Genomic DNA, 15,385 nt, shown 5'->3' on the forward strand with positions numbered 1-15,385 from the left:
AAAAGGTGAGGTGTCAATCATGAAAGAGCAACTGTCATTTCTGTACCATCAAATTAAACAAGGCAGGATAAGTAATGAAAACGCTACAGAACAGCTCCAGTCCTTATTGGTTGCACCCGACAACAGCAGCGAAAGGTCGTCTTCGTCTGCCCAGCATGATGACAGAAAATTACAGGAAAGAGTGGAACTTTACTTTAAAAAGCTGCTAGCGCCCGTCATCCTGCTGCCAGAAGGTAAAATAGAAGCCGACGCCCCGTTTGAGGTGTACGGAATTGACTCGGTTATGGTCATGAGATTGACAGATCAACTTGAGACAGTGTTCGGTCCGTTGCCGAAAACCTTGTTTTTCGAGTATCAGAATATCAAGGAGCTGAGTGGATTTTTTTTGAACGCCCATCGCAGCAAGCTGGAGGAACTACTTGGTACCCGACAGCCTGAGGGTGAGCGCGAAGATAATTCTAGGAAACTGACAAGAAGTCGGCGTTTGCAAGAAGCATCATCAAAGCGACTACCTGTTGTTTCCACTACTTCAGCACAGTCACTTGATGTTGCCGTTATTGGATTGTCGGGACGCTACCCAGGTGCACGGAATATACACGAGTTTTGGGACAATCTGAAGAACGGCAGAGACTCGATTACGGAGATTCCGCAGAGCCGCTGGGATTTTTTGTTGCATGCAAGCGAGCAAATGAGTTCATCGGCTTCGGGAAAATGGGGCGGTTTTTTGGACGGGGTTGATCTGTTTGATCCGCTTTTCTTCCATATCTCACCAAGAGAAGCGGAGAGGATCGATCCACAAGAGCGGCTTTTTTTGGAAAGCGTGTATGAAGTGATTGAAGATGCGGGATATACACGGGAAACAGTTGCAGGGTTGCCTGGAACAGAAACAGCAGGCAGCGTAGGTATTTTTGCAGGTGTGATGTATCAGGAGTATCAGCTATATGGCGTTGAATCACAGTTGACGGGGAACGAGCCATTCGCACTGAATGGCAACCCCGCCTCCATTGCCAATCGCGTTTCGTACTTTTGTAATTTTCACGGTCCGAGCATGGTCGTAGATACGATGTGTTCCTCTTCTTTAACCGCCATTCATCTGGCATGCCAAAGCTTGCAAAAAGGGGAATGCGCGGTTGCTGTGGCAGGCGGCGTCAATGTCTCGATACATCCGAATAAATACGTCATGCTGACGCAGGGAAGCTTTTTATCAAGCAAAGGCAGGTGCGAAAGTTTTGGGGAAGGGGGTGACGGCTATGTACCTGGAGAAGGAGTCGGTGCCGCTCTTCTCAAACCTCTCTCTAGGGCAATCGCTGATGGAGATCACATCTACGGCATTATTAAAGGAACAGCCGTTAACCATGGTGGCAAAACAAATGGCTACACCGTCCCAAATCCCAACAGACAGGCAAGTGTCATCAGTAAAGCGATGAAAGAAGCGGGCGTATCTCCACGAAGCGTTAGCTATATCGAAGCCCACGGCACGGGCACCTCATTGGGAGATCCCATCGAGATTGCTGGCCTGACCAAGGCCTTCCAAGAGCAAACACAGGATACTGGCTTTTGTGCCATCGGTTCAGCCAAGTCAAATATTGGTCATTGTGAAAGCGCTGCGGGTATTGCCGGAGTCACCAAAGTACTTTTACAGATGAAACACCGACAGTTAGTTCCATCCATTCATTCACAGCCGTCTAATCCGAACATTGATTTTGAGCAAACGCCATTTATTGTGCAGCAGGATTTGGGTGACTGGATCAGACCTACAGTTGAAATGGATGGGATGATGACGGAAATGCCCCGTGTTGCTGGTATCTCTTCCTTCGGGGCAGGCGGAGCGAATGCTCATGTTGTCATTGAGGAGTATATTCCAAACAAACAGGCACCTCCATATGCTCATGAAGAGACGGCCGATCCGCACATCATTGTGTTGTCCGCGAAAAATGAAGAGCGGCTTCGCGCATTGGCGAAACAATTGCTTGTCGCCTTTCAGGAGCAGCGGTATCGCGATCATCAACTGGAGGATATTTCCTATACGCTTCAGATAGGTCGCGAAGCAATGGAAGAGCGACTTGCCCTATTGGTCGAATCTGTCGCTGATTTGACAGAGAAGCTGGGGCGTTTTTTGGAGGACGGAACGGAACACGATGGCACGTACATTGGTCGAGTGAAGAGCAGCAAGGAGCCTTTGCACCGTTTGTCGGTCGATGAGGATATGCAAGAGACGATCTTGAACTGGTTTCGAAAAAGAAAGTACGGCAGGCTGCTTGAACTGTGGGTAAATGGAATGCGTCTCGATTGGAGGATCCTGCATCGTGATGGCGTACGCCAGCGTATCAGTTTGCCGACCTATCCTTTTGCACGGGAACGTTACTGGGTACCCGCCTATGAAAAAAAACCAAGCCTACAAACAGCGTCCACTCCAAACGGCGTTGCCTATCTTCATCCGTTGCTTCATCAAAATACGTCGGATTTGATGGAGCAGCGATATACGACTACGTTTACAGGAAAAGAATTTTTTCTCGCTGATCATGTGGTGAAGGGGTCTAAAATGCTACCGGCAGTCGCCTATCTTGAGATGGCCAGGGCAGCTGTGAAGAAAGCAGTAGGTGAATTATCCTCAGAGCAAACCATTGTCGTGCTACGACAGATCGCATGGTCACAGCCCATCCTTTTGAATGATAGGACGGTAGAAGTGAACATCGGGATTCAGCCCGGTGAGGATGGGGAATTGCTATTTGAAATTTTCACAGAGCCTGCCGACCGCCAAAAGACCGAGCCTGTTATACACAGCTACGGCAGTGCAGCGCTTATGGATTTGACTGATCCACCTTCCGTTGATCTGCGTAAACTACAGGCGCGTTGCAGTCTGAACAGTCTGACCAAGGAGGCTTGCTACAAAGCTTTTGCTGAGCTTGGATTACATTACGGCCAAAGCCATCAGTCGCTGGATCGTGTATATGTAGGACAGAGCGAAGTGCTTGCTCGCCTGTTGCTTTCCCCTTCGCTCGAAGTAGAGAAGGGGCATTTCGTCATCCATCCAGCCATGGCGGATGCAGCACTTCAGGCGTCCATTGGGCTATGGCTGGGAGCAAAGCAGGACGTCCTGCCTTTAGGTCAGCCTGCGGTTCCTTTTGCCATGGAACGACTTGAAGCATTTAGTCCCTGCTCGTCTGTCATGTGGGTGCATGCCCGATATCGTGAAGGGAAACCGACTCTGGGGCTACTGCAAAAGCTGGATATTGACATGTATGACGATCTAGGCAAATTGTGCTTGCGCATGTACGGGGTAAGCAGCAAAATACTGGAGGCCGAACAAGACACGAATAAAAACGCATTTGATGCGGAAACGATGCTATTCGTACCGGAGTGGAAAGAGCAGGAAATTCAACCTTACCGTTCCATTACCGCTTTTGATCAGCATATTGTCATGCTGTCTGAGCAAACCAGCTATCTACAGGAACAAATGGCGTCCGAGTTGGGTGATCACGTAACGGTCATGACACTGGGACTCTCGGGAGACAACTCTTCGCAAACGAATGACAACAAGATGGATGTAAACTTCCAACAGATAGCAATAGAGGCATTCAGTGAAATCCAGCGGTTGATTCGTTCAAAAGCTGATGACAAGATTCTCCTCCAGATCGTAGTACGGGATCAGGGACAACCACCATTTTTCTCAGCACTCTCAGGTCTGTTGAGAACAGCGGTACTTGAAAATCCGAAACTGTACGCCCAAGTAATCGAAGTCGAACCAGAGGTAACCGTTTCCGTAATGGCAGAGAAATTGAAAGAAAACAGTATGTCAAGCGAGATGCACATTCGCTATCACGTAGGAAAAAGGTACGTACAGTCATTACACGAGCTTCCCATCCCTAAAAAGCATAAAGAGTTTCCATGGAAAGCGGGCGGTATCTATCTGATTACAGGTGGAGCTGGTGGATTGGGTCTTATTTTTGCCCGAGAAATTACTGCGAAGGTGCACAATCCTGTGCTGATCCTGACTGGAAGATCAAAGCTGCCCGACGAGAAGGAGCAGGAACTGAGAAAACTGGAGCAACTGGGAGCCACCATCCAGTATGTACAATCCGATGTATCGAAACGACAGTCCGTCTCAGACCTGATGAAGCTTATCCAACAAAAATACGGGATGCTTCATGGCATTATTCATAGTGCGGGCGTTGTGAAGGATAATTTTATCCTGAGAAAACAACTCGGCGAAGCGGAAAAAGTGCTCTCACCTAAAGTAGGTGGAACCGTTCTTTTAGATGAGGCGAGCAGGGATATGGAACTGGACTTTTTTATTCTGTTTTCCTCATTGGCGGGTCTCTTTGGTAATGCGGGGCAGGCAGATTATGCTCTAGCCAACGCCTTTGTGGATTGTTACGCGGAGTACAGGAGCCAACTGGTCAAGGTTGGCAGACGCTATGGAAAAACAATCGCATTGAATTGGCCGCTTTGGCAGGATGGCGGCATGGGATTGGATTTGCAGACCGAACAAATGCTTCTTGCCAGCACTGGAATGAAAGCTATGACGACAGAGGCAGGTTTGCGAATGTTTTATCAGGCGTTTCATTCAGATGCACATCAGGTGGCAGTGGTTCAGGGACACATCCCCGAGATTCGGTCAGCGCTCTCTGCCAGATGGAACGCCAATGACCGACAGCAGAAGAGAACTTCTTTGGTCCCTGTATCAGCTGCACCTGCCAAAATGGATGATCTTCTGCGCACGCTTACGAGTATGGCGGCCAACATCTTACATGTGAAGCCAAGTGAATTGGACGAAGATGTAGAACTCGATGAATACGGATTTGACCAGTCAATGCTGACCGAGCTTTCTGAGAGAGTGAGTCGGCAATTTCAGATTGACTTTAGTTCTACGCTATTCATTGAATACCCTACCTTGCAGGATGTTTCAACGTTTTTGGTAGACACCTACCCTGACAGATTCACAGGGTCCGTACGGGTTCCCAATCAGAATGGAGCCAGTGAGGATATTGCAAAGCATGTGCTAACGGAAGACACAGCAGCTTATTTGAAAAAAGCGCTTGCCACCATTCTCAAGCTGTCGTCAAGTCAGATCGAAACAAATACTCCCATGGAAAAGTACGGGATTGATTCGATTATGGTCATTCAATTGACCAAGCAATTGGAAGCGGTGTTTGGTACCTTATCGAAAACACTGTTTTTCGAGTATCAGACCATCGGGGAGTTAGCCCGTTATTTTGTAAAGTCACATCGTAGAACATTGATCGAAATACTGGGTGTTGAAACAAGTGAGACACCTGCTGCTTTCGATGCTGAAAAGAACGATACGGCCACTGTCAGTACAACACGAAAATCGCGTAAGGGGAGAGAGCCGAGGTTCACGTCTGTGGCTACCAAGTCATCCCCAAAAAAAGCGATGGATATTGCCATCATAGGGTTGTCAGGTCGTTATCCACAGGCAAGCAATCTGGAGCAGTATTGGGATCACCTGCTGAATGCTAGAGACTGCATTACAGAAATTCCGCAAGAACGCTGGGATTACCGTCTGTATGCAGATGAGAACAGCGATCAGACGAAAAAAGCAAGCAGCAAATGGGGAGGTTTTCTAAATGGTGTTGATTGTTTTGACCCGTTATTTTTCAATATCTCCCCAAAAGAAGCAGAGATGATGGACCCACAGGAGCGCTTGTTTCTGCAATCCGTGTATGAAGCATTGGAAGATGCCGGATATACGCGGGAAAACCTTGGGGACGATGTTGGTAACCGGATTGGTGTGTATGTCGGTGTCATGTATGAGGAATATCAGCTCTATGGCGCTCAAGCGCAGGTATTGGGACATAAAAAATTCGCCCTCAGTGGAAGCCCTGCATCGATTGCAAACAGGGTTTCTTATTTTTGTAATTTTCACGGACCGAGCATGGCTATCGATACGATGTGTTCTTCCTCATTGACTGCGATCCATCTTGCTTGCCAAAGCTTGCAAAATGACGAATGCGAAGCAGCGATAGCTGGCGGTGTCAATATCTCCGTACATCCGAACAAATACATCATGTTAGATCAGGGAGGATTTTTGTCAAGCAAGGGGCGCTGTGAAAGCTTTGGTGCGGACGGCGATGGATATGTGCCTGGCGAAGGCGTAGGAGCGGTCATTCTTAAACCGTTATCCAGGGCCATAGCGGATGGAGATCACATTTACGGGGTGATCAAGGGTTCGGCGGTTAATCATGGAGGCAAAACAAACGGCTATACCGTTCCCAACCCCAACGCTCAGGCTAGCGTCATCAGGAGAGCCATTGCCAAATCCGGAATAGATGCGAGAAGCATAAGTTACTTGGAAGCGCACGGAACCGGGACGTCGTTGGGCGATCCGATAGAGATTACAGGACTGTGCAAGGCTTTCGCACACGATACCGAAGATCGGCAATTTTGCGCGATTGGATCAGTCAAATCGAATATTGGACATTGTGAAAGTGCTGCTGGCATTGCCGGCTTGACCAAGGTGCTTTTGCAGATGAAGCATCAACATCTGGTACCGTCCATACATTCAGATACGTTGAACCCGAGCATTGATTTTACTACGACCCCGTTTGTCGTGCAGCGCCACGCAAGCGAATGGAAAAGGCCGTTGATCAACGAGAATGGCCAGATGAAAGAAGCGCCAAGGAGAGCGGGCATTTCCTCCTTTGGTGCGGGAGGAGCCAATGCACACCTGATCATAGAAGAATATGTTCCGCATAAAACGAGTCATTCTACTCCGTCTCGTCATCCGACTGTCATTGTGCTGTCTGCAAAGACGGAAGATCGCTTGCAGGAGCAAGTGAAGAGGTTGCTCGATTTCTTGATGAACAAAAACGACAATCTGACTGATATTGCTTTTACATTACAGATAGGCAGAGAGGCAATGGAGGAACGACTAGGCTTTCTAGTTCAGACTACATCAGAGTTGCAAGAGAAGCTTCAAGCGTTTCTTGATGGTCGTTCGCAAGAAGTGGAGGGAATCTACCGGGGGAATGTGAAGGTTCACAAGGAGACCGTAGCGTTATTGACATCAACGCAAGCATGGGACGAGGTTGTGCGAGTATGGTTCGAACAACGGGCATTCGGCAAACTGTTGGAGCTATGGGTAAAAGGCTTACAACTGGATTGGCGTCCGCTCTACGCAGAACAAGTTCCATTCCGGGTCAGTCTGCCGACTTACCCGTTCGCCAAAGAACGCTGCTGGGCGCCTCAGCAACATACTTGGCTAGACGCAAATAGACTCACAACCGATCAGACGACAATAGAGACAGAGTATAAGAATCCGTTATTGATGCACAACGTTGCCTTTTTGCACAAGCGCTGGCAACTATCCTCTGAGGGAACCTCGGAAAGAAGCGCCAGAGAGAGCAAGGGTATGGTTGTCATCCTGACGTCAAAAGAAACCAGACAATTGGCATCTGAGTTGGCACACTTTGTTACAGAGCCTGTCATTTTAGAAGAGGATCAGCTTCAAGCCACATGGACCCCCGATGAGAATCAATGGTCCCGATTGGCCGGGGTTATCGATGTAACAGGCTGTGCAATGGATGCAACAGGGCACGATCAGATTCATCATGGCTGGCTGATGTCGATGCAGCAGTGGATTGAGGCGAACAGCCGTAATGATTTGACGCTGCTGTTTGTAACAAGAGGACTCGAATCGTTCAAAAATAATTCTATTCAATGGGGAGGAGCATGGCGTGCAGGGTTATTCCGGATGCTACAGAGTGAATACCGTCGCCTTCGTTCGAGACATATGGATGGGCAGCTTGGTACGCCTGACGATGTGTTCGCCCGTCAGATCGCAGCGGAGTTTTTCGGTGAGTACAGAGATCCAGAAGTTTGCTATCGGGACGGTCAGCGCTGGTGCTCTTATCTAAGTGAAATGGGGCCGATGCACAAGGTATCTCAAACAGTTAGCCCGTTTCCGCGTGATCATGCATTGTGGATTACAGGTGGAACAAGAGGGCTTGGTCTCTTGTGTGCGAGACACTTTGTGAAGCAGCATGGCGTTACACGCTTGGTATTGAGCGGACGTGAAGCCTTCCCCCCTCGTGAAGAATGGAACCTGTATGAGAATCAACACTCTACCCTTGCTGACAAAATAAAGGCTGTCATGGAGTTAGAACGCGAAGGTGTGCACGTGCAAGTTCTGTCTCCTGATCTGACAAGCGCGGAAGAGATCAAGCAGGCATTGGTCCATATTCACGAGACACTCGGTCCTGTTGGAGGGGTCATTCATTGTGCGGGCATCGTTGATGATGTAAATCCTGCGTTCATCCGCAAGACAGCTGACGCTGTACAGCGCGTGATGGATCCGAAGGTGAGCGGATTAGCCATGATGTATGATGTACTCCTAAAAGAGCCTCTGCGTTTCTTTTTGCTGTTCTCTTCTGTATCTTCCATTATTCCGTCGCTGGCAGCCGGGCAAAGTGATTATGCCATGGCTAATGCACACATGGATTATTTTGCGGAGGCGCATGCGAACGATTGTCCAATTGTCAGCATACAGTGGCCCAGTTGGAAACAGACTGGCTTCGGCGAAATAAAAGGCAATGCTTATAAACAAACAGGAATGCTCAGTCTATCCGATGCCGAAGGGTTGCAACTTCTTGATCAGATTTTGGCAAACAGACTTGGGCCAGTTGTGCTACCAGCGGTTCTAGACAGAAAAATGTCTCATCCACACTCATGGATGAACAGTGACCACACCCAAAAGCCGGTAACCGAAGCGACCGAAAGACTGGACTGGAGCACTGACCAGTTATATAGCTTTGCCGTGGATTGGCTGAGAGAATTATTTTCTACGGAGCTAAAAATAGAGGCTTCACGGCTTGATCTGGATACACCTTTTCAAGATTACGGAATGGACTCTATTTATCTTGCTCAGGTCCTCGTTACGATGGATCGTCAGTTACAAGGTGCAGCTGTTGATCCGACAGTCATCTTGGAGTATCCGACCTTGCAGCAACTCGCCTTTCATTTGACCCGTATGTACCCGACCCAGCTAACTAATTTGTTTGCTTCTACGAGGGCTTATACGGAAACTAGCCCTACCTTGACCCATGCACTGCATCAGGATGGTCAGGTATCGAATGAACGGCACGCCAAAAAGATCATCTCCCGGAATGATGCCCATTCCGCAGAGAAAATTGCCGTCATCGGAATAGGGTGCCATTTCCCCGATGCCTCCAATCCCGTAGAATTCTGGTCTAACTTAAAACAGGGGAAGGACAGCATACGAGCCATGTCAGACTCCAGACGTAGCTTAATTGATTGTATGGGATTAGCCAATGGTGAGCGCAGGCTGGGGGCATTTCTTGAGGATATCGATCAATTCGATCCGGCGTATTTCCAAATAAGTGACGCGTTGGCGGCTCAATTGGACCCGCTACAGCGACAACTTCTGGAAGTGAGTGTGGAAGCAGCAACAGATGCAGGATATGAAAAAAATGATTTATGGAATACACAAACAGGGGTATTTGTAGGGGCAAGAACCAGCAACTTTTCTTCTTATCTGGACAAGTATGGAAAAGAAACAATCGTCGGTATTGGGCAGAATTTCATCGCGGCTCATCTGTCACACTTTTACAATCTCAAGGGTCCCAACATGGTCATTGATACCGCATGCTCTAGTTCACTGACAGCTATTCATCTCGCTGTGAAAAGCATCCAAAACGGCGAATGCGACCAAGCATTTGCCGGCGGAGTCGACATTTTACTCGATGATGCGCCTTTTGTGACGCTAGGTGCAGCCAATGTATTGTCACCGAATTCCCGTTGCAAAACATTCAGTGCCAATGCCAATGGGATCGGACTCGGAGAAGGATGCGGAGTGATCCTGTTAAAGCCGCTAGCCAAGGCGATTGAGGACAATAACAAAATATACGGCGTGATTGACGGAGCAGCCATCAATAATGACGGCCATACGATGGGCATCACCACGCCAAATCCGGAAGCACAAAGAGAATTGCTAGAGAAAGCGATCCAGGACGCTGGTATTCATCCAGGTGAAATCAGCTACATCGAAGCACATGGAACGGGTACGTTGATCGGCGATCCGATTGAGTTGAAAGCGTTGACGGGTGTCTTTGCTACTTATACAGATGACAAGCAGTTTTGCGGGGTAGGCAGTGTAAAGAGCAATATTGGACATCTGCTCAGTGCAGCCGGAATCGCCAGTTTTATTAAAGTACTGCTATCCCTCGTCCATCAAGAGCTACCTCCAACGCTACACTGCGACGAGCCCAATCCGCGTTTTCAGTTTGGCGATTCTCCATTCTACATCGTACAAAAGCATCAGCCATGGGGCGATGGAACTCGTGTTCTGCGTGGAGGTATCAGCGCTTTTGGGTTGGGAGGCAACAATGCCCATATCATTGTCAGTAATGAAGGGATACCTGTCTCACATATGGTTCGTCATCCGTTGACCTCTCCTGAAGTTGGTTTCAAGCGAAAGCGGTATTGGCCGAATCCAGCGCATGTAAGAGCGGTTGAAAGCTTTTTCGATCATATAAAAGTATAAGAAAAAAGGAGCGGGCTTCGAGCATGAGTCAATCGAAAACAGACACTTTTTTACAACGACTGCGCCACAGCGATTATTTTGTGCAAGATCATCGAGTACACGGAATATGTACGCTTCCTGGTGTCGTATTGCTGGATATGGTATACCGGCTCAGCGCCAGCTCACTGCATACACAGTCCATTGAGCTGAGAAACGTCGTATTTAAACAACCAATCGTAACCTCTGAACAGTTCGATGTCGATATCTTCGTATCGTTCACACAGTGTGAAACATATACGGAAATAACGGTTTCAAGCTCTAGAACGCAGGCGGATGCATCGACAGTGGTCAACATGGAGTGTCAGCTTTATGTGATGAAGCATACAGATGCCCAACCACGGCACCATATACCCATTTTAAACCGTAAGGCGCAAAATCAGTGGGACATGGATGAGGTTTACGCGTTTGCCCGCAAAGCCGAAATTCAGCATTTTTCGTTTATGAAAACGCTTGGCACAGTGTTTCAAGAAGGACAGCATGAATGGATGGAGCTGCAAGTAAGCAGGTTGGCAGAGCAATATCTGGATAAATTTTATGCGCATGCTGCGTTGCTTGACGGGTCGACTTTTGCCGGCACGTCCTTCAGGATGCTCGGGAGTGTGTCTGATGAGGACGTAGGCTTCACTCCCTATATCCCGTTTACCATTGAACGCTTTGTCATTCACAGCAGTTTCCCTGCCAAAGTGTACACCTATACTGAACGAACCCATAGTGACATGTCGGCCGATGCAGATATCATTTCTCGCAGCATCGCCATTTGTAATGAAGAAGGAAAACTGCTGGCCGAATTTATCAATTTGAAAGCGAAGCGTATACGAGAGCAGCAGTTGATTACCGGACTAATCGCAGCTGTATCAAAAACCGAAAAGGAGCGCTCTGTTGCAATATCCAGTCAGCCGACACCTGCTGATTACAGTGTGGATGCTGACAAAGACACGATCACTGCCTTTCTTACACATGAAATAGCTCTCGCACTGAATACCACTGCCGAGCGGATCGATATTCAAACCGGCTTTTACGAGCTTGGAATGGACTCGATTCAGCTGCTGGAATTCGTAAAACGCTTAGAGAATAAAATAAACGCGCCCCTCTATCCGACACTGCTCTTCGAATATTCTACGGTAGAGACGTTGACTAACTATTTGCAAAACAATTGGAAAAATTCTTTTCGTGACACTATCGCTCCTCATCTGAAGATAGGGACGGATAACCAGGCCGTCCCTCTACAAAAAACAGGAAGACTGCTGGTCTGTGAGCAAGTATGGGAACAAGCGGAAATCGATGAATCAAACAAAACAAACAGCTCGATGCCTCGGACCCGTATTGTCGTGCTTTATAACGGGTCCGAAGCCTGGAAGACTATACTCGAACATCAGTCAAGCATCAGTCAGGTCATTGTCCTTCACCCCGGCTCACAGGAAACGCCGCTTGAGTGGCTGCAAAAATTCGAAACGGTTTTTAGCTTGATCCAGCAGCAGCTACAACAGCATCCTGATGAACTGCTGCTTCAGGTTGTCGCGGATTCAACCGATCAGGAGGGATATGTCTTAGGGCTGGAAGGCTTGTTACGGACAGCTGTCATGGAGCATCCTAGGCTGCTCGGCCAGATCATAAAAATGGACATATCCCATTCAACAACGAGTGGACAAGTAGTAGCCGAGCTCCTTGAACGCGAAGCCTTCTATGCATCGACAGGCGCAGCCAGCACTTGGTACACAGAAAATGGATTGCAGCGTCACAAGCGCAGGTTGAAAGAAGTCACTCTTTCCCAGCACCCCGTACAAATGCCGTATAAAACAGACGGCGTCTACTTGATCACAGGTGGAATGGGAGGATTGGGCTATGAGCTGGCCAGGCACATAAGCAATCAGACGAAGGTCAAGCTGGCACTCATCGGCAGATCTGTCGACGATCCAACCAAAGAAGAACGGGTAAAGCGGATTCGTGAAAATGGCTCGGAGGCCGTTTATGTGCAAGCGGATATAACCAATCAAAACGAGCTGGAGCAAGCCGTTGACTTTCTCCGAACGCGGTGGGGCCGGATCGACGGTGTATTCCATTGTGCTGGTGTAGTCAACGATCAATGGATTTTGAAAAAGTCACTCTCAGATTTGGAGAAGGTACTGCAGCCGAAAATCCAGGGACTTTGGAATCTGGATCAGACGCTTCAAAACGATGAGCTGGACCTTTTTGTCACGTTTTCATCCATATCTGCCATACTTGGCAATCTGGGTCAGGCCGATTATGCAAGTGCGAATGCTTTCATGGATCAACTCGCCATGCAGAGGCAGTTGAAGGTAGAAAAGACCATACGCTCAGGAAGGACGTTTACGATAAATTGGCCACTGTGGGCAGAAGGTGGAATGCAGATCGATGAAAAGCTACGGCACATGATGCAATCCTCGTCGGGAATGACACTGCTGCCTACAGAGGAAGGCATGCAATTGCTTGATCGTGTCTTGTCGCAGCATAGACCGCAGTTGGCTGCTCTGTATGGCGAGGAGAGTCACATCCGCAAGCATCTGTTGAGGGCCCGGCTGATGGAAGACTCCTTATCCGATGAAGGGGGGGCAAATCGAGTCATGGAGGATCGGCATTCCAGTCGAGAGGACATTGCGATCATTGGTGTTGCTGGTCGTTATCCACTGGCTGACAATTTGGACGAGTTTTACCAGAACCTGAAAGAAGGCAAAGACTGCATTACAGCCATTCCAAAGGAAAGATGGAGAAATCAACACATTTCGTATAACGTCGACGATTACTACCACCATGGAGGATTTTTAAACCGGATTGATAACTTTGATCCTGGTTTTTTTTCTATTTCACCTTATCAAGCAGAAATGATGGATCCACAGGCTCGATTATTTTTACAAACCGCATGGGAAGCATGTGAGGATGCCGGATTTCTCATTGATCGAACCCAGCACGACTATGCGTCATCAAGCAATAAAAGTGTTGGTGTTTTTGCCGGTGTGTTCTGGAATCACTACGAGCTTTTCAGTGCAGAGATGTCACAGCGTGGTACGCCTGCAGCATTTGGCGTCAACTCGTCGAGCATACCGAACATGGTATCCTATCATCTAAATTTTCACGGGCCCTCCATGGCAGTGGACAGCATGTGTTCCTCGTCACTGACAGCTATTCACCTCGCATGTGAAAGCATCAAGCGGGGAGAGTGCCACTACGCAATTGCTGGGGGCGTCAATTTGATTACGCATCCCCATAGATACTTGTTCCTGAAGAAGGCCAAATTTCTGTCAACGGATGGGAAATGCCGCAGTTTCGGTAAGGACGGTGATGGGTATGTGCCAGGTGAAGGTGTAGGAGCTGTACTGATCACGACGGTAGCTGAGGCTGAAAAGCAGGGCTATCCTATCTATGCGGTGATTAAGAGCTCGGCCATCAACCATGCAGGGCGAACTTCAGGAACAACCGTTCCTGATCCGGTTGCCCAGTCCGAGGTCATAAAGGATGCACTGTCCGCAGCAGGTATTGACCCGACAACGATTACGTATATGGAAACGCATGGAACAGGCACATCTTTGGGCGACCCGATTGAGGTACAGGGGCTTGAACGCGCTTTCCAAACAGCGGACGTATCCACACAGAGACAATCTTGCGCCATCGGCTCACTCAAATCAAACATTGGACATTTGGAAGCAGCTGCCGGTATAGCAAGCCTTACCAAACTGCTGTTGCAATTCAAGTACAAAGAGATATTTCCTTCCCTGCACGCAGAAGAGTTAAATCCGTTCATTCCCTTTGAGTCTACATCCTTTTATGTAGAACGCAGCAACCGAGCTTGGAAGAGACAAGTCATAAAAGTAGATGGGGTCGACAAGGAAATTCCCCTCCGTGCAGGTGTTAGTTCCTTTGGCGCGAGCGGCAGCAACGCTCATCTAATCATGGAAGAATATGTTCCAGCATTGCAGGTTGATTCAACTACCTTTCCTACTGCAAGTGAAACGCCCACTGCTGCTGCAATCGTTCCATTATCCGCTAAAAATGAGGAACGGCTCAAGCAGTATATGCACAAGTTGCTACAACACCTTTTGAACGTGGATCACACTCTCCAGGTGGCCGATTTGGCCTACACCTTTCAAACTGGACGCGTGGCCATGAACTGCAGAGCGGCTTTTGTTGCTTCCAATGTGAATGAGCTTATAAAAGAGATCAAGCAGCGCTTGGAGGGCAAACAAGCACTCAACAGTGTCGAAAGCGAGCACTTAGACGTGGAAGAACAGCCCGAGACACTGCTCCATACTGGGGAACTGAGCCGATTAGCAGACTTATGGGCGCAAGGAAAGCACGTGAATTGGATCGACTTGAACAGGGCTGCCAAACCAAAGCTCCTGCACGCGCCAACGTACCCTTTTGCCGAAAACAGCTATTGGGTTCCTGCTGCTAAGAGCACGAACCATATCCAAATCCAGCATATCCGCGGTCTCGAATCAGGTGCAGAGGACAACATCGATCTGGATCTAGTCGATGAACATGACAGTGAAGCAGATGTCGAACAGCTAACAGAACGGGTCCAAACTTCTCTGACACAAATGGCTGCGAAATTGCTGAAAGTCAAGACATCGGATATCGATGCGGACGTCGACCTGAGTGAGTATGGGTTCGATTCCATCCTGTTCACGGAACTGACCGAACAATTGAACCGGACGTACAAATTTGAGCTTACACCGACATTGTTTTTTGAACGGACCACCGTTCGTCAGGTTGCTGCTTTTCTAGTTCAGGAGCAACGACAAAATGTGCATGAGCTATTCAGAAATGCTGTCACAACGTCTTCTATTGTGAACAGGCAGCCTATTACGG

At 48.4% G+C, this 15,385-nt stretch carries 1 protein-coding gene and 1 pseudogene; both read left to right on the forward strand.

Going from position 1 to position 15,385, the window contains the following annotated elements; translation table 11 throughout:
• Nucleotides 1-19 precede the first annotated feature (19 nt).
• Nucleotides 20-10,522: an SDR family NAD(P)-dependent oxidoreductase gene (locus tag ACFYU8_RS04050; RefSeq protein ID WP_483862277.1), complete on the forward strand. Its 10,503-nt coding sequence runs from the start codon at nt 20-22 to the stop codon at nt 10,520-10,522.
• Between the two features lie 23 nt (nt 10,523-10,545).
• Nucleotides 10,546-15,288: pseudogene (locus ACFYU8_RS04055) on the forward strand (SDR family NAD(P)-dependent oxidoreductase); the annotation flags it as partial.
• Between the last annotated feature and the right edge of the window lie 97 nt (nt 15,289-15,385).

The organism is Brevibacillus sp. NPDC003359, from assembly GCF_042878995.1.
GTDB lineage: Bacteria > Bacillota > Bacilli > Brevibacillales > Brevibacillaceae > Brevibacillus.

What these genes read in the sequence shown, in the direction of transcription:
- ACFYU8_RS04050 (WP_483862277.1), top strand. Translation starts at nt 20, where the DNA reads ATGAAAGAGCAACTGTCATTTCTGTACCATCAAATTAAACAAGGCAGG.